21 protein-coding genes, 1 tRNA gene and 1 pseudogene are annotated in these 22768 nt (G+C 43.1%); 13 read left to right on the plus strand and 10 right to left on the minus strand.

The window, feature by feature from the left end; translation table 11 throughout:
- Positions 1-23 precede the first annotated feature (23 nt).
- The 3 genes from LEP1GSC052_RS17055 (at position 24) to LEP1GSC052_RS17065 (ending at position 3893) form a co-directional block, all read left to right on the plus strand.
- Entirely contained in the window at positions 24-2198 is a 2175-nt protein-coding gene (locus tag LEP1GSC052_RS17055; RefSeq protein ID WP_020986832.1) for an MASE1 domain-containing protein, read from the plus strand.
- A gap of 50 nt (positions 2199-2248) precedes the next feature.
- A complete protein-coding gene (locus LEP1GSC052_RS17060; protein WP_010573048.1) occupies positions 2249-2860 on the plus strand; it encodes a TetR/AcrR family transcriptional regulator in 612 nt (203 codons plus the stop codon).
- Positions 2861-2975: 115 nt separating this feature from the next.
- Positions 2976-3893: a hypothetical protein gene (locus tag LEP1GSC052_RS17065; RefSeq protein ID WP_010573047.1), complete on the plus strand. Its 918-nt coding sequence runs from the start codon at positions 2976-2978 to the stop codon at positions 3891-3893.
- On the opposite strand, the gene LEP1GSC052_RS17070 is transcribed toward LEP1GSC052_RS17065, so the two are convergent.
- Together LEP1GSC052_RS17070 and prfA are read right to left on the minus strand one after the other, a co-directional pair.
- Complete coding sequence (locus tag LEP1GSC052_RS17070) at positions 3890-5392, minus strand: aminotransferase class I/II-fold pyridoxal phosphate-dependent enzyme (RefSeq protein WP_010573046.1); 1503 nt, start codon at positions 5390-5392, stop codon at positions 3890-3892. The genes LEP1GSC052_RS17065 and LEP1GSC052_RS17070 overlap by 4 nt on opposite strands.
- Positions 5393-5453: 61 nt before the next feature.
- Positions 5454-6518, minus strand: a complete 1065-nt coding sequence (gene prfA, locus LEP1GSC052_RS17075; protein ID WP_010573045.1) for a peptide chain release factor 1 — start codon at positions 6516-6518, stop codon at positions 5454-5456.
- Positions 6519-6558: 40 nt separating this feature from the next.
- On the opposite strand from prfA, the gene LEP1GSC052_RS17080 reads away from it, so the two are divergent.
- The gene (locus LEP1GSC052_RS17080) at positions 6559-7167 is read left to right on the plus strand and encodes a hypothetical protein (RefSeq protein ID WP_010573044.1); all 609 of its coding nucleotides are present in this window, start codon (positions 6559-6561) and stop codon (positions 7165-7167) included.
- A 26-nt stretch (positions 7168-7193) separates the two neighbouring features.
- Positions 7194-8354 (plus strand): TolB-like translocation protein, encoded by a 1161-nt coding sequence (locus tag LEP1GSC052_RS17085; protein ID WP_010573043.1) that lies wholly within the window; start codon positions 7194-7196, stop codon positions 8352-8354.
- A gap of 20 nt (positions 8355-8374) precedes the next feature.
- Here the strand turns inward: LEP1GSC052_RS17085 and LEP1GSC052_RS17090 are convergent, their stop codons facing one another.
- From LEP1GSC052_RS17090 to LEP1GSC052_RS17105, 4 genes and pseudogenes are all read right to left on the minus strand, one after another.
- Positions 8375-9427, minus strand: a complete 1053-nt coding sequence (locus LEP1GSC052_RS17090) for a hypothetical protein (protein WP_010573042.1) — start codon at positions 9425-9427, stop codon at positions 8375-8377.
- A gap of 11 nt (positions 9428-9438) precedes the next feature.
- Entirely contained in the window at positions 9439-9873 is a 435-nt protein-coding gene (locus LEP1GSC052_RS17095) for an NUDIX hydrolase (protein ID WP_010573041.1), read from the minus strand.
- A 77-nt stretch (positions 9874-9950) separates the two neighbouring features.
- The gene (locus LEP1GSC052_RS17100; RefSeq protein WP_240631105.1) at positions 9951-10562 is read right to left on the minus strand and encodes a rhomboid family intramembrane serine protease; all 612 of its coding nucleotides are present in this window, start codon (positions 10560-10562) and stop codon (positions 9951-9953) included.
- 31 nt (positions 10563-10593) lie between these two features.
- Positions 10594-11305 (minus strand): annotated as a pseudogene (locus LEP1GSC052_RS17105) (TetR/AcrR family transcriptional regulator).
- Between the two features lie 376 nt (positions 11306-11681).
- Between LEP1GSC052_RS17105 and LEP1GSC052_RS17110 the strand changes: the two are divergent.
- Positions 11682-12179 carry an LA_3696 family protein gene (locus LEP1GSC052_RS17110; protein ID WP_010573039.1) on the plus strand — a complete coding sequence of 166 codons (498 nt, stop codon included), beginning with the start codon at positions 11682-11684 and terminating at the stop codon, positions 12177-12179.
- Between the two features lie 185 nt (positions 12180-12364).
- On the opposite strand, the gene LEP1GSC052_RS17115 is transcribed toward LEP1GSC052_RS17110, so the two are convergent.
- Positions 12365-12448 (minus strand) — tRNA-Leu (locus LEP1GSC052_RS17115).
- A 117-nt stretch (positions 12449-12565) separates the two neighbouring features.
- Between LEP1GSC052_RS17115 and hisB the strand changes: the two genes are divergently transcribed.
- The 7 genes from hisB to LEP1GSC052_RS17150 all read left to right on the plus strand — a co-directional run bounded on the left by hisB (position 12566) and on the right by LEP1GSC052_RS17150 (position 19643).
- Complete coding sequence (hisB, locus tag LEP1GSC052_RS17120) at positions 12566-13147, plus strand: imidazoleglycerol-phosphate dehydratase HisB (protein ID WP_010573038.1); 582 nt, start codon at positions 12566-12568, stop codon at positions 13145-13147.
- Positions 13144-13776, plus strand: a complete 633-nt coding sequence (gene hisH, locus LEP1GSC052_RS17125) for an imidazole glycerol phosphate synthase subunit HisH (RefSeq protein ID WP_020986001.1) — start codon at positions 13144-13146, stop codon at positions 13774-13776. The genes hisB and hisH overlap by 4 nt, the downstream gene beginning before the upstream one ends.
- Positions 13773-14498, plus strand: coding sequence for a 1-(5-phosphoribosyl)-5-[(5-phosphoribosylamino)methylideneamino]imidazole-4-carboxamide isomerase (gene hisA / locus LEP1GSC052_RS17130; RefSeq protein ID WP_010573036.1), 726 nt, complete (start codon positions 13773-13775; stop codon positions 14496-14498). Before hisH ends, hisA begins: the two co-directional genes overlap by 4 nt.
- A gap of 89 nt (positions 14499-14587) precedes the next feature.
- Positions 14588-15808 carry a vitamin K epoxide reductase/DsbA family protein gene (locus LEP1GSC052_RS17135; RefSeq protein WP_010573035.1) on the plus strand — a complete coding sequence of 407 codons (1221 nt, stop codon included), beginning with the start codon at positions 14588-14590 and terminating at the stop codon, positions 15806-15808.
- Positions 15809-15823: 15 nt separating this feature from the next.
- On the plus strand, positions 15824-16348 hold the full coding sequence (locus LEP1GSC052_RS17140) for a zinc ribbon domain-containing protein (protein ID WP_020986233.1): 525 nt from the start codon (positions 15824-15826) through the stop codon (positions 16346-16348).
- 6 nt (positions 16349-16354) lie between these two features.
- Positions 16355-17752, plus strand: a complete 1398-nt coding sequence (locus tag LEP1GSC052_RS20770; protein WP_020985802.1) for a PP2C family protein-serine/threonine phosphatase — start codon at positions 16355-16357, stop codon at positions 17750-17752.
- A 73-nt stretch (positions 17753-17825) separates the two neighbouring features.
- The gene (locus LEP1GSC052_RS17150; RefSeq protein WP_010573031.1) at positions 17826-19643 is read left to right on the plus strand and encodes a DUF885 domain-containing protein; all 1818 of its coding nucleotides are present in this window, start codon (positions 17826-17828) and stop codon (positions 19641-19643) included.
- 23 nt (positions 19644-19666) lie between these two features.
- Here the strand turns inward: LEP1GSC052_RS17150 and thiD are convergent, their stop codons facing one another.
- From thiD to LEP1GSC052_RS17165, 3 genes are read right to left on the minus strand one after another with little or no spacing between them, the layout of a single operon-like run.
- Positions 19667-20476 carry a bifunctional hydroxymethylpyrimidine kinase/phosphomethylpyrimidine kinase gene (gene thiD, locus LEP1GSC052_RS17155; protein WP_010573030.1) on the minus strand — a complete coding sequence of 270 codons (810 nt, stop codon included), beginning with the start codon at positions 20474-20476 and terminating at the stop codon, positions 19667-19669.
- Between the two features lie 45 nt (positions 20477-20521).
- On the minus strand, positions 20522-20935 hold the full coding sequence (locus LEP1GSC052_RS17160; RefSeq protein ID WP_020986004.1) for an MGMT family protein: 414 nt from the start codon (positions 20933-20935) through the stop codon (positions 20522-20524).
- A gap of 3 nt (positions 20936-20938) precedes the next feature.
- Positions 20939-22759 (minus strand): sensor histidine kinase, encoded by a 1821-nt coding sequence (locus LEP1GSC052_RS17165; RefSeq protein ID WP_084492248.1) that lies wholly within the window; start codon positions 22757-22759, stop codon positions 20939-20941.
- Between the last annotated feature and the right edge of the window lie 9 nt (positions 22760-22768).

Raw genomic sequence — 22768 nt, forward strand, 5'->3', positions numbered from 1 at the left:
AAACTTAATTGGGATTGATGATTTTGTCTCTTCGTTTCAAAGAAATAATAAGGATATCGGGAATCATTTTTATTTCCGGTTCTATTTATTATATTCTCGCGCAGATCGGAAGAAACACCGCGATCTATCCGGGTTATGCTTCCGCGATTTGGCCCGCATCCGGCGCGGCTCTCGGACTTACTTTGCTTTTCGGAAACTACTCGATCATCGGAGTTTTCGTGGCTTCGTTTTTGGCGAATTCCGGAACGGATCTTTTGTCCGCGATTTGGATAGACACTGGAAAAAACTTATATCTTAGCTTTTTAATCGCGTTCTTCTCCGCGCTTCAGTGTTACATCGGAAAAGTCGTCCTTTCGTATAAGATTCCCGGATGTAAAATTTCGGACAAAACCCAATTCGTATTCCTATTTATTTCCTTGGAAGCGGTCGTTTGTTTGATCAGCTCCACGGGTTCCGTCGCGGGAATGTATCTTCTCGGAGAAATCGAATTCTCCTCCATACGGCAGAGTTGGTTGACTTGGTGGGTCGGTGACGCGCTCGGAATTTATATCGGAGCTCCTTTTATTCTTTTTTGGTTTCGAGGAGTTTATAAAACTCCGAATTGGAAAGAATTTTTAGAATCCACGATCTTGCTTCTTTTGATCGTATTCTTTTCTCTTGCGTCCTTCGATTTGGTAACGCCGATCGTTTCCTTCAGTTATCCTTTGGGTTATATTCTGATTCCGTTGATTCTTTGGGCCGCGTTTCGATTGGGCGAACGGGCCAGTAGTTTGGCGGTGGTTCTTGCTTCGATCATCGCGATTTTAGGAACGGTTTCTGGTTCTCCGCAGTTTTACGCGGAATCGATGAACGCGTCCTACATTCTTCTTCAATTCTTTATCGCCGTGTTGTCGATCACAAGTCTGCTCGTTGCAAGTATGGTCAACGAAAGAAAGGAAGCCGAGAATCAACTTCGAATTTCACACCAGAGTTTGGAGGAAAAGGTAAAGGAAAGAACGCACGAGCTTCTTCGTTCCAACGAAATTCTCCGCGAGGAAATTCAGGAAAAAAACGAAGCAAGGGCCGCTTTGGAAAAAAGCCAAACCCGTTATATGGGTTTGTTCGAACATCTTCCCGTTGCGATCATAGAAGCCGATTATTCCAAACTGAAACAAGTGCTGGATAGTCTTCCGCCCGATCTTCAAGGCGATGCGTTTTCCGAATACGTGGAAACGCATCCCGATTTCGTTCAGCTTTGTTACGATTCGATCCAAGTCATCGGAGTCAACCAGGAGACCGTCAACTTCTTAAGAGTGGAATCTCTGGACGCGGTTTTTAAAAACTGGAAACGTTTCTTCAGTCAGGATAACTTTAAGGTTTTCAGAAGGGTTTTAAGAAAGATCCGGGAAGAATCTTATTTCTACGAAGTCGAAGTTGGTTTTAGAATTCAAGACAACACTCGACTCGATATCAAGATTCGATGGTCCGTTCCGCCCGGATTCGAATCTTCACTTTCCAGCGTGATCGTTACCTTGCTCGATTTCACCGAGATCAAATCCGCGGAAAGAAAATTACAGCTTTCCTTGGAAGAAAAGGAAGTGATGTTGAAGGAAATTCATCACAGGGTAAAGAATAATCTTCAGGTGATTTCTTCTCTTTTGTCGATGCAATCCGATTACGTTCAGGATAAACAAAGCCTTTCCGTTTTTATGGAAAGTCAGAATCGATTGAGAACGATGTCGATGATCCACGAGGAACTGTATCAATCCGAAAACTTGGGTAAGATTCAGTATTCCATTTATATCGAAAAACTTTTGAATCAACTCTTTCAAGTCTACGGTAAATCGAATTCTGTGACATTGACCACCGCTTTGGAATCTTTGGATCTAACGATCAATCGCGCGATCCCGATCGGATTGATCATCAACGAACTAGTTTCCAATTCTTTAAAATACGCTTTTCCCGAGGGAGAATTTTCGACAACAAAACCGGAGTTGAAAATCTCACTTTCCAAACACGATGAAAATTTGGAAATGCAGATCGGAGATAACGGAATCGGAATGCCTTTCGGTTTTGATTTGGAAGATTCCAACTCGCTCGGTTTAAAACTCGTGAATATTCTCGTAAGACAACTCAAAGGAAAAATAGATTTTTCCTCCGATTCCAAGAAAGGAACACGGTTTAAGATTTTGATTCCTCTTTCCGTGGATCTGATCTAAGAATCTTCCGGTTTACAAAAAAACTCCGACTCAAAACATTCTCCCCGAAGATGAAAAAGGAAGAAAAAATCCAGGCGCGCAGAGAGGAAATCTTAGACGCGGCCCTAGACATTTTTTCGGCGAAAGGATATCACGCCGCGGGAATCGCGGATATCGCCGGAAAATTGGACATAGGACATGGGACTTGTTATCGTTATTTTAAGAATAAGTTGGATATCCTACACGCGCTTTTGGATCAAGTGCAGAGCGGACTTGCGGAAGTTATCTCGAGACAAAGTCCCGACAAATCCAATTCTTTGGAAGAATATAGATCGCAAATCGGAGACATCGGCCTTGGGCTTTTTGAACTTTTCGGAAGGGATACTCGGATCGGTCAGGTTTTCTTTTTTGAAACTCAGGGAATCGACGAAACCGTCACCGTAAAAATCCGGAAAATTCACGATCTTTCGGCTCGGGTCACCGAGCTTTATCTCGTCAACGGGGTCAAAAAAGGTTTTTTAAGAAAGAATCTGGACACGGATGTCGCTTCCAAAGCGATCAATTCCATGATGTTCGAGGGAATTCGCCAGTCGATTTCCCATAAATCCAACCAAGAATACGCCGCTCGTTGGATGAAAGCCGTCCCGGACCTGATGTTGGATGGGATGCGAGCCGGTTCGTAACCAACCGAAATCAAAGTTTTCCCGGAAAGAGTAGTAGTTCCTACATTTTTTACTTGAAAAAACTGAATGATATGTCATTCTATATTTAGATTTGAGAAATTAGGAGAATTGAAAAATGGTACAAGTGGATGTCTTCTGGGCCTACGGATTGGGCGCAGGTTTTGCAATGGCGGCTTCTCGTCAGATCAAAAAAATTCAATCTTCTTCGGATTCGGAAAACTCGGCGTCCTTGAAAAACGCCAAAGCGCTAGTTACGACCGAAAAAACTCCCTTTTGGAAAACCACGTATTTTCTGATCAACGTTTTGTTTCTATCGTTGGTTTTCGGGCCCTCGGGTTTGTATCTTGTTTGGCAATTTACGAACTGGGAAACGATGCAGGCACTGGATAAGTCGATGCCGGGATGGCTCGTAACTCTATTCGGTTTTACGAATGTATCTCAGGGAATTCTCGCGTTTTGGGTCGTTTGGAAATTACTCGAAAAGTCCAAAGCTTTTTTAGGATTTTTGCAAGTGATGCTCGGTTACTTCGGAATGTTTTTCATCTTGGTTCATGGTTGGGACGGAGAAGGTTACAAAAGATTTTTTTCCGCAACCAGGGAGGAATATCTCACGAACTGGACTTGGAACACGGCTCTTTCTTGGTTAACTTCGGACGTCGCGATCACGTTGTATGTCATGGGAATCGTTATGATTCCGATTATGATTTTCATCATGTCGTGCTGGCTCGAGGAAGGTCTTGAAATCCAAGGGAATTCTCTCGGACAAGAAACCAAGGAAGGAAAAGGAAGTCCGGTTCAAAGAATTCTATTCTTTTTCGGTTCCGTGTTTATAGGCGCGCTTGGTCTTGCGATCGTTTGCAGTTTGTTGATTCACGCTTTGGGTTGGATCTTCGGCGGCGCTTTGAGTTTGGGAGTTCTTTACGTATTAGGAATTTCTAAATATGGAATCTTGTTCGCTTTCTACAAAGGAATCTTCCACTTAAAAGGAAATTCGATTTCCGCATCGGGAGTTCCTGCGGGAGCGCGCGCTTAAACTTCCAAAGCCTTCTTGTATTCCTGAATCAAAAGATCCGGATTTTCGGTTCCTACCGAGATTCGGATCAGATTCGGGTCCAATCCATTCTCCTTTAAGAACTTTCTTCCTTCTTCCTGTGTTACCAATTCGTAGTGCGCGAGATAAACATAAAGCATGTTGAGAGTGAATTCGGTTCCGAAACTCGGTCCTTTAAGAAGCGCGAGTCGGTCGTAAAATTTTTCCAAAGGAATCGAAAGTTCGATCGATAAAACCCCCGATTGAATCCCGGGAATTCTCGTGATCTTTTCAAAGTTTTGGGAAGAATCGGCCGATCCGGTCCAAAATACGTTTCGGATTCCGGGTTGTTCCGAAAAGAACGCGGCTAATTTTTTTACGTTCTCGCTGATCTTGAGAACTCTTTCTTCGTAGTCTTTGATTTCGTACGCGAGTCTTTCACAATCTCGAAGATACGGTTCTTCGATCCATTCTTTGCCGATCGGAAAAATTTCTCGGAACCAACGCGAACCCTTGTTGAATACGACCGCGCCCATCATAAGATCCCCGTTTCCACAAGCGAACTTGGTCAAACTTTCCACGACCACGTCCACATAGGGAAGAACGTTGATCACCGCCGAACCCGCAACGGAGATATCCGCGATCAAAGGAATTTCGTATCGATCCACGATGGATTTTAGTTTTTCATAATCGGGAACGAGAAGAAGAGGATTGGTCGGACATTCGGTGATGATTCCCGCAACTCGATCCGAGTTTTGTTTTAGAAAATTCTCCAGTTCCTCGAGATCCGTCGCGTTATGGATCACGTAAGAATCTTCCGTATATTTTTCTAATATTCTAATATTGTCTACGTAGAGCCAGCCGAGTCTAATCCAGATTTTTTTTCCTTCTTTTTTCCGGACGCGGTCGAAAGCTTCGAACACGGAATAAACTCCGTTCATACCGGAAACGGAAAGTAGAATTTCCGGATTTAGATTTCCGTAAAAGGAAGAAAGTTGGGAAAGAATTTTCCCGATCGGATTTTCTTTTTCGACTTTCTCGCGGAATATTTCCTGAAGGATTCCCTTCTTTAAAAGAAAATCCTCCGCCATTCTGGAAGACGCAAGACATCCCGTGTGTTGTATAAAGGAAAGAATTTCCTTTTCCAATTCCTTGAGTTCGGGAATCACCAAAGTTACGATTCCTTCGTCTTCTATGATTTCGTATTTTTCGATGGAGAATTTTTGTACGATCGTATCCGCGGCCTTTCGGGACGAAACGACGAACTGAGGCGTGTTTATTTTTTTAACTTCTCGGTTATAATCCAAAATTCTCGCGATGTAAGAATGCGCTACAAATCTAGGATAACCCGACTTCAATCGGGAAAGAGTCTCGGTTCTTTTTTCTTCGTAACCGATCACGTCCGTCAACTGCGGAAGGCTTACGGAAACCGCGTGAATGTTCTCAAAGGGAATTCTTTCTCCGCAGAGAGTTCGATGGGGTTCGCTGACTTCTTTTAACATCTCTATTGATTCCAGTCGCTGATCGATCTCGGATTTTTCAACCCGTAAATTCGATTGAATTTTAATGAGTCTGGGTTTCGGAAATTTTCCGAGCTCGATCCTCTTCGGTTAAGGCTCCGATCAATTCTTCCAAATCGCCTTCCATGATTGCGGAAAGGTTATGACTCGTGAATCCGATCCTATGATCCGTACATCTTCCCTGCGGAAAATTATACGTCCTCACTCGTTCGGAACGATCTCCGCTTCCGACCATTTGTTTCTTAATCGCGTCCGAGGCTTGTTTTTTATCTTCGGCTTGTTTCTCGAGAATTCTCGCGCTCAAAATCCGCAAAGCCTTCGCTTTGTTTTTATGCTGGGATTTTTCATCCTGACAAGCGACGACAACTCCGGTCGGAATGTGCGTGATCCGAACCGCGGAATCGGTCGTGTTTACGTGCTGACCGCCCGCGCCCGAAGAACGGTAAACGTCGATTCTAAGATCGCTTTCGTTGATTTCAATTTCTTCCTCGTCGGCTTCGGGAAGTACGGCGACGGTCACCGCGCTCGTATGAATTCTTCCACCGGATTCTGTGCTCGGAATTCTTTGAACCCGATGTGTTCCGCCTTCGAATTTGAAAAGATCGTAGGCGCGATCGTCTTCGAGGGCGAAAATAATTTCTTTCAGACCGCCGATTCCCGTCGGAGACGAATCGATGATTTCACTTTTAATCTTTTGTTTGTCCGCAAATCGGGAATACATTCTGTAAAGATCGGCCACGAAAAGACCGGCTTCTTCTCCGCCGGTCCCGGCTCTGATTTCCACGAGAATATTTTTTCCGGAGTTCGGATCCGGAGGCAAAAGAAGAATTTCGAGTTCCTTTTCCAGTTCATCGAGTTTTTCACCGGCTTGGCGGATTTCTTCTTTGAGCATGGAATGCATTTCTTCGTCCTTTTCGGACTGGATCAATTCTTCGGCGTCTTTTCTATCTTTGTGGATCTTCAGATATTCTTCCACTTTGAGATAAAGAGGGGTAAGTCTGGATCTTTCCTTGTAAAGATTTTTCAAGGAAGAAGGATCTTTCGCCAGATTTAACTCTTCGCTAATTCGAAGGTATTTTTCTTGTATTTTTTCAAGTCTATCTATCATTGAATGAACTCGACCTTTCCTTTGTAAATCAACGCACTCTATGGAAAACCATATTTCCGTCGCAGAAGCTTTTTCTGAAAAATTCTTATCCTTGCTGACCGATCTTCGGGGTTATCGGAGTCCGTTCGGGAAAACCGTGGGCGATCCTTCCGATTTCATTCAGGAATGCGTTCAAAAGGCCTCGATCCGCGCCGGTGCGATCAGCCTCGGGCTTTCGATTCCGAAAAGACATCTCGGTTATCTTACATTGTTACCCGAAATGATTCTATTCTATAGAATCCAAGGGCATCTCGTCAAAGACATCGCCGCGCTCTACGGAAAAGAATCTCAAGTATCTCCCGAAGTCATGAGTTATTGCATTTTTCCGGATAAGAATCACGCTTTGATCCGTTCGATCGTAAGAGACGCAGGAAGCCGCGTATTGGTTAGACCGGCTTCGTTGGAAATTCTTCGTTCGATCGGTTTTCATCTTGGATGGAAATTGTTTCGGAAGAACGGAGGAAATTCCTCTTCTAAGTTCGCGTGGCTTCCTTATATCGGCGCGATTCTAAACGGGGGAATTTCTTTTCTGGATACGAAAACGACGGGAAGAAGGGCGGCCGAACTCTTTCAAAAGGAATTGGAATTTACGGGCGTCTTGGAAGAATAGGTCTGAAACTGATTTTTAACTATATTATGAAACTTGAATCCATCTTGAAAAAAAGAATCGCGTTAGCCGCTTTTATTAAAAAGAATACGATCCTGGTTTTGTTTGCGATTTCCTTTTTCAATCTCTGTAAAAGCAGTCACGAAACTTTTATCGAAGAGATTCAGGAACTCGTCGAACAGGAAAAATACGAAAAGGCTTCCGAAAAGCTGAAGGAAAAACTTCAATCTCCGAAGGACAGGGACGAGGTTCTTTCCACCGAGGCTCCCGATTCTCCCCGTATCATAGAATTTTCAAACGATCGTTTAAAACTCGTGTGGACCGAGGATCAAAAGATTTTCTTTCAGGATCTTGCGGCGGGTGAGAACAATTCCAGAAGTTTGGATCAGGTTCCTTCCAACCTTTCTCTTTCTCAAAATGCGAATTACGCACTTGTTGAATATACGATGCAGGCTTCGGGCGGTTGTCGTTATGTTGCAATTTCCTTAAAAGATTCCAGTCTCTCTTACGAAGCGGGCGCGCAGGTTTCCTGCAAAAGCAGAGGATCGATTCTTCCGGACGGTTCGAAAATTTATTACTTCGTCGATGATAATCTTTACGAGGAAAAAACCGTAGAACCGAGAAAGCCCGTTTTGGTTTTGAACAAGGAAAAAATCGTATCACCGTTTCCTAATTTAAAAACGCGGTTTCTTATGTATCCGTCCGGAAATTCATTTTTGATTTTTTCGGGAAACGCGGGCGCGTACAATCTTTATTGGTTTCATCCTTCTCAGAAAACCGTCGAGAAAATCGATAAGGATATTCTGAGCCCGATCCTTTATTACGGAAACGGAGAAAGCGCGTATTACGTCGGCGGCGAAATCGGCAAACTGCATCTAAGAAGAATCAACTTTTCGTCCAAAAGCAAACCCGCTATCACGAAACTTTTTACGGTCAGTCGGAAAGAAATCACACCGTGGAAACTTTCCAAGAAGAACGAATTCTTATCCGGTTATTCGGGCAAGGTTCATCTTTGGGGACCGGCTAAAAAAAGTCAGAACCTTCCGATTCTTTGCGAACGCGCGTTTTTATCCGGAGACGATCGGATCGTTTGCGAAACCGAGCCGGGCCAGTTGCTTCTTAGCAAACTCGACTTTCAACCGGAAGATTGGAGCGTTTGGAAACTTTACGAAGAAGTTCGCAGTAAATAAGCGCGGGTTTGTTCGCGCTTTTATAAGAATAAGTTTAAGATCAGAGGTTCTCTACTGTTTACGCCGGGAGTCGGAGCGCCGTATCTGGTTTTGATATAACTTCCTCCTCCGTAATTTTGATCCATTAAAGAACCGGAAGGAACGGTTCGAATCGTGGATTCTATGTTTGATTTTGTCGCCCATTCCTTCAGTTGAGTTTCGGAAGAATCTTCCCCGATCGCGATCAATCTCGACACGAAGGTTTTCTTTACCTTTTCCTGAAACTCCGCGTTTTTAAAATCTTCGAGATAAAAAATTCCGAATCTCGCAAAAGGAAATTGGAACGTCGCCAAGTTTTTTTCCTCAATCACGTTAGACGCGTTTGATTCCGATTCCTGGGATTTTAACGCGGCTAAATTCTTTTTCCAGATCGCAGTCGCAGTTCGATCCAAAACGAAGTCTTTCAAAGAAATCGGTTTGTTCGGATCGAAGATATAAACGACTTCCCTCCACACGAATCGATCGGAAGTTTCGGATTCCACGGCCGTGCTTTGGATTAAAATCGAACCGGGTAAAATATAAACTCCGTAAGTTCTGGATAAATTCGAAAAAATTCTTAAATACGTTTCGGCCGTTTTCGCGTACAAATCCGTTTTTTTCCCGGAGATCGAGTCGATCAGACCTCTATAAAGAATTTCTAATTTAATAAACTGAAACGCTTCTTCGACCGTTTTCTGTTTAAAAATTTCCTTTCGGGAATTTAAAAAATACAAAAAACTTCCAGTGTGAACGGGGAATACTACCAAGGTGTTCTTTTTTAAAAGACCTTTTTGTTTCGCTTGTTTGAGCGGAATTTCCAAGGACTTTAAAAATCTTTCTTCCGAGGAAAAATCCTCGAGTTTCCATTCGGGTTGGACCACGAGAACGTTTCCCGCGTTTCTGTCGAATCCGTTGCTGAGAATCTGATATTCTTTTTGAGGAAGTTCGTTGTATTGTTCGGAGGAAATTCCCTTTCCCGAAAAGATATAAGCGATTCCGAAAAATATCGGAATCAAAACGAGGGATGCGATTGCGTTTTTCCAGAATGGAGTCATATTCTTTTTTTCTAATGCACTAAAGATGCATATTCCTTAAGATACAGATTGACCGCGTCGAGCATGTATTCGGTAAACAAAGGACTCGGACGGTAGGAATGCACGTTTTCCCAGGCGATATAATCGTGTTCGTCGGAAAGAACGATTTCACCTCCGATAAAATCGGCGTGGTATGCGATGATGATGCACGGAAAATTTCCTTCGTTCACTCGGTGTTTGTGAACAAACAAGGGCTTCGGAGAAATTTCGACTTGAACCTTCGGACCCAATTCTTCCTCGATTTCCCGTTCCATACTGAGTTTCCAGTCTTCGAAGAATTCGTCCTCGTTCATTCTTCCGCCGGGAAGATCGCCTAAACCGGATTTACGGTCTCTGAGAATTAGAAGTTCGTCCCCTTTTCTCAAGAAAAGTTTTTGAGTAATTTGAAAAAAGCCGTGTTTGCTCAAGGATGATTCGTTCTCCGAGTTTCCTACAGGGGCTTATACTTTTTACAGGCTGACAATCATTTTTATCTTCGGAACCCTCAGCGATTCGTATAAAAGAACGCGAGGATCAAAGTCAAAACGATAAAGATCAAGTTGAGAATAAAACCGGAGTGAAGTTGTTTGCGTTCCGTCGGTTTCAAAAAATAGGCCGCGAAAATTACGGAGATAAACCCTCCCAAATGCGCCCAACGTGCGACCCCGTCTTCGGTGAAGACGTTCGTGATATCGGAATAAACCATGATCCAAGCCACGAGAAAAACGGGGAAAGGAATGTTCTTCTGATTAAAACGAAGGGAGAATGGAGAAAGCAAAGCCGCGACGGCCGCGATTCCCGAGATCGCTCCCGAGGCTCCGACCACCGGAGTCGAATCGTGAAGAATCACTCCCCGTATAAACGAATCCAACAAAGTCGAAATCAAAGCGGCCATAAAAAAGAACAAAAGCCATCTTCCTTTTCCCGCTTTGTATTCGACTGCTCTTCCGAGAAAAAAAAGATAAAACATATTCCCGAATAAGTGTATTAGACTTCCATGATAGAACACCGCGCCGATCCAGGAAACCGGATCGAACTTTCCGGGATGATTTAGAAAATAATGACGAATCACATGTTCGGGAAGAAAAATGTTTGCGAGAAAGAAAGTCGCAATCATCAAAAAAACGAAAAACGTGGTTAAGGGAAATTCAAAAAGAAGAATCCGAATCAAAGCGCGTCTTGTCCTCCGGGAAAATATCGAGTCAGATAGGATTTAAGAATGATTTTCAATTCTATGATCATTCGATCCGAGAACTCCTTATCTTTTTGCTCGCGTATCCAACGGTTTAGAATCGCATCCGTAACTTCCACGATAATTCTCGAGATAATTTTATTTTCGACCGGATCCACGTTAAATTGAGAAAGAATCATCGAAACGTTTTGAGAGATTTTCAAATTATTCTCGCGGTCGATTTCGATCAGCTCGGGATCCTGTTTCATGGAAGACCAAAGAGGAGCAAAGCCGGGTTCGGTGAGATAAAAGTTCGCAAAAGAATCGATCACAGAATCGATTAGATCTTCCCAGGATTTTCCGGATAAGTCCGATTGAAAAATTTCGGAAAGCATCAGATTCACTCTTTCCAAATGTCTTTGTCCGACTGCGTTTAAGACGGCGTGTTTGTTCGGAAAGTATTGGTATAAGGAGCCGATCGGAATTTCGGCTTCCAAAGCGATCATATTGGTGGTGATCGCTTCGGCTCCGTTCTTTTCCAGAAGTACGGCGACAACGTCTAATATTTTCTGAACCCGATCGATGGATCTTTTTTGAGAAGGTTCTTTTCTAGGATTGAGAAGAGAAGGATCTTTTCCCGATTCGCTATTTATAACTTTCTTCGGTTTGATTGTTTTCTTTGAAATCAATTCCAATCTCCGCCGTTTAGACGATTTGACTCCATTTATAGATTTCATTGGATAAATTCAAGAAAAGTATTCTAGCAAAATTGAATTGTTCCCAAATTCCGCTTTCGATTTCGGTTTTAGTTCACATTAAAATTTGCAAAGAATCCGATTGGATCGATCGGCATATAAAAGAATTCAGATTTAAGAAATGATTTGTTTTTAATTCATAAGGAATCGCTTTCCTTTCAAATTGTTTCACTTTGTTCAGGAAAATTTTCGAAACCCTTTCCAAATTTTTGAAAGAATTCTTCCTCATTTGAACTGTGTAACTCAATCCGAGAATCGTAACGTATAGAAAAAAATGCGCCTGAAATCAAATTGCAAGAAGGGGCAAAATATGCCCGTAGACTTAATCCATAAAATTCCGATTCAAATAGAAGAGACTTTGGGTCGAGAAGGAAAAGATCAATTTGTAGCTTTTTTAAACGAGGTGTTTGCGGAATTAAAAAATTCGATACGGGAAGACAGTTTTGTACAATTCGAAACGACTTTAAAACCCGAACTCATACAAGTTCATTCTAAAATGGAAACGTTGAAAATGAGTTTGAACGGAGAAATTGAAAAACTACGGTACGATATAAATCTAAAGAATGTAAATCTACAAGGAGAGGTAAAGATGGAAATTGCAGAAATCAAAATAGATATGGTCAATCTTAGAAACGAGTTAAAGACCGATATCGCGGAACTAAGAGCGGAGATGAAATCCGATCTACACGAATTACAAAAATCGATTGTCGACATTCATAAAACCGTCGCCGCCCAAACTAGTTGGATCTTAACGGGAATGTTCGGTGTTGCTACTCTTTCCGCTGCGATGGGAAAAATAATAAATTAATTTTTGCCGAAGAAGGGACTCGTCGTTTCGCAAGTTTCCATCCTGGAAACTTAAGCTCCACGACGTCTTTCTCGCGTGTTCGTCCATCCATGGACTCACATCGCATTTCTTCGCTCCCTATGAGTCGCTTGAAATGCTTTCGCTCAAAAGCTTCGAGTCCTATGTTGATTGTTGTAATTGAATTTTGCCGAAGAAGGGACTCGAACCCCCACGACCTTGCGATCGCTGGCACCTGAAGCCAGTGCGTCTACCAATTCCGCCACTTCGGCGAGGTGGAATGCAGTGAGAAACTGCTCTTACAATCTCAATAGGTTCCGGTTTTCCGTCATCCATTATTTTGGAATTCATTGACACGGAGGTCGTTCGGATTCTATGATCCAGTTAGAATGAAAGCAGAACGAAAAACCTCCGAAACAGAGATCAAGTTGGAGATGAATCTCCGCGGAACCGGCAAGTATCAATTCGATACCGAGATTCCTTTTTTCGAGCATATGCTTTCACATATCTCCAAACACGGGTTGATCGATTTGAATCTGTGGTTGCGAGGGGATATCGAAATCGATTGTCATCACTCCGTGGAAGATACGGCGATTCTCATGGGAACCACGATCCACAAACAACTCGGAGACAAGGCCGGAATTTTTAGATACGGGCATTTTACTCTTACGATGGACGAGGTCTTGACCACGGTTGCGGTCGATCTCGGCGGAAGATATTTTTTCAAATACACCGGTCCCGAACTTACCGGAAAATTCGGAATCTACGACGCAGAACTTTCTTTGGAATTTTTACAAAAGCTTGCGTTAAACGCAAAGATGAATCTTCACGTGGTCGTTCACTACGGAGACAACAGACATCATATTCACGAATCGATTTTCAAAGCCTTGGGTAAGGCGTTGAGAATGGCGATCGCACAAGACTCCGCGGCTGCGGGTGCGATTCCTTCCACAAAAGGAGTCCTGGAGTGATAGCCATTCTCGATTACGGAATGGGAAACATTCATTCCTGTCTTAAGGCGGTTTCTCTTTATACGAAGGATTTCGTTTTTACGAACGATAAAACGAAAATCGAAAATGCAAAAGCTCTAATATTGCCCGGCGACGGTCATTTTGATAAGGCGATGGAGAATTTGAATTCGACCGGTCTTCGAGAAACCATCGACAAGTTCGTAAGTTCCGGAAAACCTCTTTTCGGAATTTGTATAGGCTTTCAAATTCTTTTCGAATCTTCCGAAGAGATCGCTCAAGGAACGAAAAAGGAACAGATCGAAGGTTTAGGTTATATCAAAGGAAGAATCAAAAAATTCCAAGGTAAGGATTTTAAGGTTCCTCATATCGGATGGAACCGTCTTCAAATCCGTAAAAAAGATAAAAGCGTTTTGCTCAAGGGAATTCCGGATCAATCCTTCTTTTATTTTATCCATTCTTTCCGACCGACCGACGCGGAAGGAAACGCGATCACGGGACTTTGCGATTACTATCAGGAAAGATTTCCCGCGGTCGTGGAAAAAAATAATATTTTCGGGACTCAGTTCCATCCCGAAAAATCTCATACTCACGGACTTAAACTTTTGGAGAATTTCATTCATTCCGTATGATCATCATCCCCGCCATAGATTTATTGGATAACTGCGCCGTTCGTTTGTTTAAGGGAAACTACGAAGAAAAGAAAATCTATTCTTCCGAACCTTGGAAACTCGCGGAAGGTTTTGCGAAGAATGGAGCGAGTCTGCTTCATCTTGTCGACTTGAACGGAGCGAGAAACCAGCTCGGAGTCAACGAACATTCCATTCTTAAAATCAGGGAAACGACTTCCCTCAAAGTGCAGTTAGGCGGAGGAATTCGCGATAAGGAAAAGCTCGCTTATTACGATAAGATCGGAATCGATCGATTCATTCTCGGGACGGCGGCCGTAACCGATCCGGATCTTCTGAAGTTTGCGTTGGATCAGTATGGAAAAGAAAGAGTGGTCGTTGCTGTGGACGCAAGAGACGGGATCGTAAAGATCGCCGGATGGGAAAAGGATTCCGGTGTTCATTATCGGGATTTGATGGAACGTCTTGCAAAGGCGGGAATCGTTCACGTAGTTTTTACGGACATCGCGCAGGACGGTACGCTCGCAGGTCCGAACCTGAAAGCGTACGAAGAAATTCTAAATTCTTATCCCTTTCAAGTCATCGCTTCCGGCGGGATCTCCTCCTTAAAGGATCTGATGGATCTTTCCTCTCTCAAAACCAAAATCGCGCTCTACGGTGTGATTACGGGCAAGGCATTGTACGAAGGGAAACTGGATTTAGCGGAAGCGATCTCTTCCATCTGAGGAAACCGAAAATAGAATTAGATTTTTCTTTTCATTTGTAAAGGAACCATACATAAAGGTAAATCGATCTCACAGGATCGGGGATATTCATGAATCAATTATCAAAAAATAAAATATCAATCATTCTTTCCGCTTTGGGGCTGATTCTTTCTTTTTTACTCATTCAAAAATATTACGGAGATCCGAGTTCGATCGGAGAATCGCTTTGTAACGCTTTGAGCGAATCCGGCTCCTGTGATAAGGTTTCGGAAAGCGCGTATTCCGCGATTCGAAACGTTCCCGGTTTGGGAGATCTTCCGATCGCATTGTTCGGTTTCGTTTTTTACGGTTTTCTCGGTTTTCTTTTCGTTCAATCCGAAATCAAAAAGGAAACGGCCGAGAAAAATCTTAGATTGGCTTTTTATATTTTAGTTCTCGGCTTGGTAGCGGATCTCGGATTATTCTTCGTTTCCGTTGGAATCATCAAAGCGTTATGCGGTCTTTGTGCCGCGACCTACGCGGTGACGATCGCGTTGATCGCCGTGAACTTTTCCGATTTTAAATCCCTTTCCGATAAATCGTTCAAAGCCGTTCAAGGTTCGTTAAACGGACAAGTTTTGAATCTTCTGATCGTGGCCCTTTCCTTTTTCGTATTGGGTCTTTACGGCGGAAGAATCTCCACAGGCGGCGCCAGACTCGTTTCCGGTGCGGCGAGCGGGGAAAAATCCATTCCCGAACAATTAAAGGAATTTGCGACGACCCCGACGGTTCAAATCGATTTAAAAGACGTTCCGGTCGTCGGAGATCCGAACGCTCCGATCACCATCGTAAAATACGCGGACTTCAACTGCGGTCATTGTATGCATACGAGTAAGATTCTAAAATCTTTCTTAAGCGAATACGACGGGATCATCAAGGTCGCTTATAAGAATTTCCCTTTGGATGGAAATTGCAATCGTTTCGTGGGAAGAAAGTCTCCCGAAGCGAGTTCCTGTGTAGCGGCCAGCGCGGCGCTTTGCGCGAATCAACAGAATAAATTCTACCCAGTTTATACGGGACTTTACGAAGATAACGAAGCGGGCGTTATGCACACCGCCGTAACCGTAAGTCGTCTTGCGGAAAAGAACGGTTTGAAGATGGACCAGTTTCGTTCTTGTATGAGTTCGCCGAAGATCCGCGATCAGATCAATCGCGAAGTGGACGAAGCGGATAAACTCAAAATCAATTCGACTCCGACTTTGTTCATCAACAACAAGCCGCTTCCCAAGAGCGGAACGCCGGACGTGGATTTTCTCCGCCAACTGATCAATCAGCTGATCAACCAAAGCTGATTCTTATCGTCGAAGATGGAGACTGAGAAACGATTCTGCAGGAACTGCGGCACGCATATCTTAGCCGAGTCCGTTCAATGCGTTTTCTGCGGATCGTTTCAGTCTCGAGGTTCGATTCCTTTTTTTCGTTTTTTATCCGAAAGTAAATTTCTCAGAACCAAAATTCTTTATCCGGCTCTTCCCGTTGTCGGTTTATTGTTTCTCGTCGCGTATGTCTTTCTTTGGCTCGGTAAATTTTCCGTATCGATTCCGGTTTTATTCTTTTTATGGACCCTGATCTTTTCGATTTCGGGTTGGATCGGAGAATTGATCCTCGATTTGAAATTTCGCGGGGACGTGAAGGACTTTAAAGAAGGTTTTATCGAATGGCAGAAACATCTTTATAACCGTTCTCCCTATCTTTCTTATTTGGGAATGATTCTGTTTGTCGCAACTCCTTTGATTCAATGGCAGAATTCTCTTTGGTTTTCCCTTTCTTCCGCGAGCATCTGGACCTTATTGATTTCCTTTATCTCCTTAGTCATCGTTCCGTTAGTTTAGAAATTTATGAATTTCTCAAATCTAAAAAGAACATTTCGGCTTCCGGTTACGCTCAACTGGATTCTCGGCAGCGCGTTCGTATCGCTTCTTTTTTCGATCCTAAAATTTTTCGGCACGGAAGGTCTGGAGAAAGTCTCTTATCTCGAACTTTCTCTTCTTGTTGTGCTTAACGTTTCCACGGCGATCCCTCTCAACTATCAGTTGGCGAGGGGAAAATGGAATCTTCAAAGATGGATGAAGCTTTCCTTTTATTTCTGGTATGTTCCGATGCTGCTCTGCAACGCGTGGTTAACCGTACAAGTTCCGGATTTTCTAGTGGTTATGATTACGACTCTTTACGCGGGTTATCTTGCGTCGTTCGGAGTTATGGAAAGAAGATATTTCATATTCGGCGCGTTGATCTACGCGTTCGCGTTATTCGTCTTTTATTTTACGGGAATCGCCGGAACTTCTCCGATTCGTCTTTCGGATAAAACACTCGTCGTCTTTTTTATCGTTTTTGTATTCTCCGTTCTTTTGTATTTTTATTGGATGAGCGTTACTTCTGGATTTTTAAAAACTCAGACCGTGACCGTTCAAAAACTTTTGCGGGAATCCAGAAAGCACAAACGAAAACTTTCCGAGGAAAGAAAGACCATCGAAGAACTGATGGCACAATTGAATAAATCCTTTCATATCATCAAAAAGGATTTATCTACCGCAAAAAGAATTCAAAAAAGTATGCTTCCTTCGGGTTATGAAGAATATTCGGAGTTGGAAATTCGCGCTGAATACATTCCGAAAGACGAAGTAGGCGGGGATTTTTTCGACATCACGAGAACCGGTTTCGGAAGGTATCGATTGTTTTTGGCGGACGCGACCGGACACGGGGTGCAAGGAGCGCTGATTACGATGGCGATTAAGGTCGCGTATGAATTCGTGAAACAAAGCGAAAAACGTCCCGGAGAAATATTAGAAGTTTTGAATACGGATTTCATCTCGAAATTCAAATCGTTGAGTCTTTTTTATACCTGTATTCTCGTTGATCTGGATCTGAACAAGGGAGTTTTGCGGTTTTCTTCCGCGGGTCATCCCGAACAAGTTCTTCTTCACGATTCGGAGTTTCACACTCTTCAAAAAACGGGGAGAATGATCGGACTTTCTCCGGCGTCCATTTATAAGGATAAGATTTTAAAACTTTTACCGGGCGATCGGCTCTTTTTGTTTTCGGACGGATTATTCGAGGAACTCAACGGCAGGAAAGAATTTTATGGAGAAACGCGTCTCCACGATCTCTTGAAACAAAACGTGGAAAAGAACGCCCGTGAAATCGTGGATCTGATTTTGGACGATCTGCGCGTTTTTACGGATGGAAATAACTTTCAGGACGATTTGACCGTAATTTCGATTCAGATTCCGTCTTAAATTTCCGGTTCCGATTCCTCTTTTTCAAAATTAGAATTTTCATCTTCTCGATCGTTTCGTATTTTGTCCCACTATGTCGAACTCTTCCCTTTTTAAAAAGATTCTTCTTGGGCTTTTGGTCCTATTGTCCCTAACGTTCTCCCTTTTCTTGCACACGGTTTTTTTCAAACCCATCACTCTCGATTTATTCTATGAAAAGATGTTTTGGGAATCCGTCTTAGATGATCCGGAATATCTTACTTCGCTCGGAATTCTCAATCGTTTCGGATTAACGGGGCATCAAAAAAAGCTGACCGACATTTCCATCGAGAAACAAAAACGGGATTTGGAAAAAACGAAAAAGAATCTGGAAACTCTTTTGTCTTACGGAAAGGAAGGGTTGTCCGGACAAGATCTTCTATCCTTTGAAATTTTAGAATGGTCGTATCGTTTGAAAATTTCTGGAGAAAGATTCTTGTTCAATGATTATCCGGCCAATCAGTTGTTCGGAATTCAAAGTCAACTTCCCACTTTTTTAGCGACCCAACATCCGATCTCTTCGTCGCAAGACGCCGAGGATTATATCGTAAGACTCGAAGCCGTTCCCAAAAAAATCGATCAGCTCGTCGAAGGAATTTTATATCGGGATAAGAATGGAATTCTTCCTCCCGATTTTATTCTAGATCGTTTGATCGCGGAGGTTCGCGGATTTGTCGGAGTTCCGGCAAAACAAAATATTCTTTACGCCGCTTTCGAAAAAAAGATCGGAAAGATGAATTCGATGTCCGCCGATTCCAAAAATCGTTATCTGACCCGAGTCGAACAAACGATCGAGTCCGGGATCTTTCCTGCATATTCAAAATTGCTAAATCTTTTTTTGGAACAAAGAAAACATTCGGATTCAAAAGCGGGTGTTTGGAAATTACCGGACGGGGATTTATATTATTCTCTGGAGCTGAAAAAACATACGACGACCGATTTATCTGCGGAAGAAATCCATACGATCGGTTTATCCGAGGTCGCGCGGATTCAAAACGAGATGAAAACCATTTTGAAAGGCATAGGGAAGAATCAGCCGATTCCGATCGCGATGGCCGAGCTTAGAAAAGATCCGCGTTTTTTATTTCCCGATACGGAAGAGGGAAAACTCCAGGCTCTCGAAGAATATAAGAAAATTCTAAAGGACTCGGAAGAAAAAACAAAGCCTCTTTTTTTAAGAATGCCGGAAAGCAAGGTGGAAGTGGAAAGAATTCCGGTGTTTAAGGAAAAGACGGCCCCGGGCGCGTATTACGACGAACCCGCGTTAGACGGTTCAAGACCGGGAATTTTTTACGCAAATCTCCGCGATACGAAGGAGATTCCGAAGTTCGGGATGTTTACGCTAACGTATCACGAGGCGATTCCGGGACATCATTTGCAGATCGCGATCATGCAGGAACTCAAAGGTCTTCCCCGATTTAGAAATACGATTACGTTTACGGCTTACGTGGAAGGCTGGGCTTTGTATGCGGAACGATTGGCGAAGGATTATTCTTTTTTTCAAGATCCCTATTCGGATTTGGGAAGATTGCAGGCGGAACTGTTTCGGGCCGTTCGCCTCGTAGTAGATACGGGTTTGCATTACAAACGATGGAGCAGAGAACAGGCGATTTCTTATATGATGCAGAATACGGGAATGGCGCCGAAAGACGTCACTTCCGAAATCGAAAGATATATCGTTTATCCCGGTCAGGCTTGTTCGTATAAACTCGGTATGTTGAAGATTCTCGAATTGAGAGAAAAGGTTCGGGAAAAACAAAAAGACAAATTCGACATTCGGAAATTTCACTCCGTCGTTTTGGACAGCGGCTCTTTGCCGCTTACGATTTTGGAAGGCCTCGTAAACGAAGAATTGTTAAGCGACAAGAAATAAAAAAGGGAAATTCTCCCTCCCGTTTAAAGTTTCGGAGTATGATTTAAGGTTTTGTCTTTTCCGGCCGTGTAAGCCTGTTCTATGGCCGCGTGAAGATATTCTTTTGCGTGCAATACGGCTTTGGGAAGCGATTCTCCCAAGGCCAGATAAGAAGTGATCGCAGAAGAATACGTACAACCCGTTCCGTGCGGATAGAATCCGCTTACGAACGGTTTTTCGAATTTATACAAAGCCTTTCCGTCGTAAAGAATATCGAGCGCGATCTTTTCGTTTTGCAAATGACCGCCTTTTAGTAAGATCGGAACTTTAAACTTTTCGAATATTTCTTTTGCGAGATCGGGCATTTCCTCCGCTTTTCCGATTTTTCTTCCGGAGAGAATTTCCGCTTCGTCCAAATTGGGAGTGATCAAATCCGCGATCGGAATCAGCTTGAACAACAACGCTTCGATCGCCGAGTCTTGCAAAAGTTTCGCTCCGCTTGTCGCAACCATGACGGGATCGATCACGAGTGAAAAAGTTTTTTCCGATTTTTTTCGGACGGATAAAAGCGAACTCGTCTTTTCGATGATCGACGTCGAAAACAACATTCCCGTTTTGATCGCTTGAACCGGAAAATAATCTAGAACGGCTAAAATTTGTTTTTCTAAAAATTCGGCGTCGACTTCTAAGATTCCGGTGACACCGGACGGATTTTGAGAAGTAAGACATGTGATCGCGGAAGTTCCGAAAGTGTTCAACGCGGTAAAGGTTTTTAAGTCCGCTTGAATTCCCGCGCCTCCGCCCGAGTCGGACCCCGCGATTGTAAGAGTAACCGGTTTTATTTTTTCAGTCATAAACGTTTTACCAAACGAAATTGATTCGATTTAAGATAAGAAATCTTATCTTCTTTTTTTACGAGGAACCTGATTCGATATCGTATCGGGCCACCCGAATATTTTCAAGTCGATCGTTTCCGCGGAATTGAATTTGATTCCTTCGTCTTCGAGTATTTTCTTTTGAAGAATGGATCGGCCGGTATCTCCGCGAAATGAAATTTTTCCCTGACTGTTGATCACTCTTTGCCAAGGAACTTTTTGTTCCTGATCTTTCGAAAGGGCGTTTAACGCGTAACCGACGGCGCGCGCGGCCCTCGGTTTTCCGAGAAGCGCGGCGATTCTTCCGTACGAAGTTACTTTTCCTCTCGGAACTTTTTTGACGAGCGCATACACGTTTTTAAAGAATGAAATTTCGGAATTATCATCCTTCTTTTTTACGTTCTGTTTGTTTTGTTGAATTTTGGATGTTCGGGGCATGATCTATTCTTGAGCATTGGCAGACGCGGTTTTTTCGGGATCGATCGGCAGTTCGACTCGAAACAGGGTTTTGCCCGGACTCGAGTTTAAAGTAATTCTTCCTTTGTGTTTTTCAACGATCCCTTTTACGATTCCTAGACCGAGACCGGTTCCTTCACCTTGATCCTTGGTCGTAAAAAAAGGATCCCAAATTCGATCCTGAATTCTCGCGGGAATACCGGGACCGTTGTCTTCGATCTGAACAACGACGAAGTTTTCGTTTTCGGGAAAAACGGAAATTTCTATTTTACCGTTTCCTTTCATAGCCTGAACCGAGTTTTGAATCAGATTCGTCCAGACTTGATTCAACTCGTCCGGGTTGCAGATCACGGGCGGAATCTCCTTAAAATTCCGAATCACTTCGATTCCGTATTTCAACTGATTGTGAAGAATGACTAACGTTGTTTCCAAGCCTTCGATCAGATTTGCGGGAGACAACGTTTTGGATTGATCCAAGTGAGAATAGGACTTCAAGGCCTTGACGATTCGAACCACGTTGCGAATCGCATAACGTATGTTTTTGATGTTTCGGTTGATATGAGTCGCGTTTTTGAGCATCAGATAACCGCGCTCGTCGTCCTTTAGGAGAACGTTATATATGTATTTTCTTTCCTCGCCGATCTGATTCTCTATGATAAAATTGGAAAGTTCGGACGCCAAGGAAGGGGAGAAGTTCTTATCCTTCATTTCCTCTTTGAGTTCGTTTTTTAAACGGAACTTCTCTCTCGAATCAAGCTCCGAGGTTTTTTTGTCCCGAAGAAGATGAAGCAACGCGAGTTCGAAATTCTTTCTCAGCTTTCTGTTTCTCGCCAAAAGAACGATGTCGAAAATATTCTGAACCAGATAATTCATATTCTGATCCAAGTTGTCCGCGGCTCCGTTGATCACACCGGCGGGCGTGTTGATCTCGTGAGCGATTCCCGCGACCATGATCCCGAGAGAAGCCATCTTTTCGGACATGATCAACTGCGACTGAGCGCTTTCCAATTCCCGCGTTCTGATTTTAACCTTTTCCTCCAAGGTTTCGGTCAACTCGATCAGACGTTCGTAAAAGATCGCGTTGGAAAGAGCCATGACGGAAACGGAACGGATTTCGTTGAGTTTATCGATTTCAGCCGAGCCGTATTTTTTTTGATTCTTCTTTTCGCCCAACACGATCATACCCAAAAGACTTTTGTTGAGAATCAACGGAACTACGAGTTCCGCTTCGGTCTTCGTGAAAAAAATTTCGGCTGAGTTTCGGATCTTATTTAAATTCGGATTGGTTTCAAATTCCTTAAAGTTGTAGATCTTATCGTTTTCGGTGATCCAAAGAAGAAACGGATCGAAAATAAAAAATTGAATTTCTCCGGAATCCGGGAACGGAGCGAATTTTCCCATTTCCTCTTTCCAAAGAAAGATGGTAACCTTCTTTGTAGGCACGACCGTTTGGATGAACTTTAGAATTTTTTCACATACCAGTGCGGTGAGATTCGTTGCGATCAGATCGTTTTTGAACTGATCTAAGATCGAAAGATATTTTACGATTTCGCTGTTCGAGGATTGAAGGAAGGGAAAAATTCTTCCTAAGAATTTTCCGGAAATTCTTCTTAAAATTCGAATGGAAAGAATATAGACTATAAAACCTAAAACGCCGCCGGGAAGAAGAGTTAAAAGAAGTCTGTATGATTCGAAAGAAAAGAAATGGAATGACTGCAAAGTTAGCACGGAGATAAGCTGAAAACCGGCTATCAAAAAAATTAAATATACGATTGGCCCTAGGGCGTTGAGTCTTTGGGTCGACATATAAAACGC

This window comes from Leptospira kmetyi serovar Malaysia str. Bejo-Iso9, from assembly GCF_000243735.2.
Classification (GTDB): domain Bacteria; phylum Spirochaetota; class Leptospiria; order Leptospirales; family Leptospiraceae; genus Leptospira; species Leptospira kmetyi.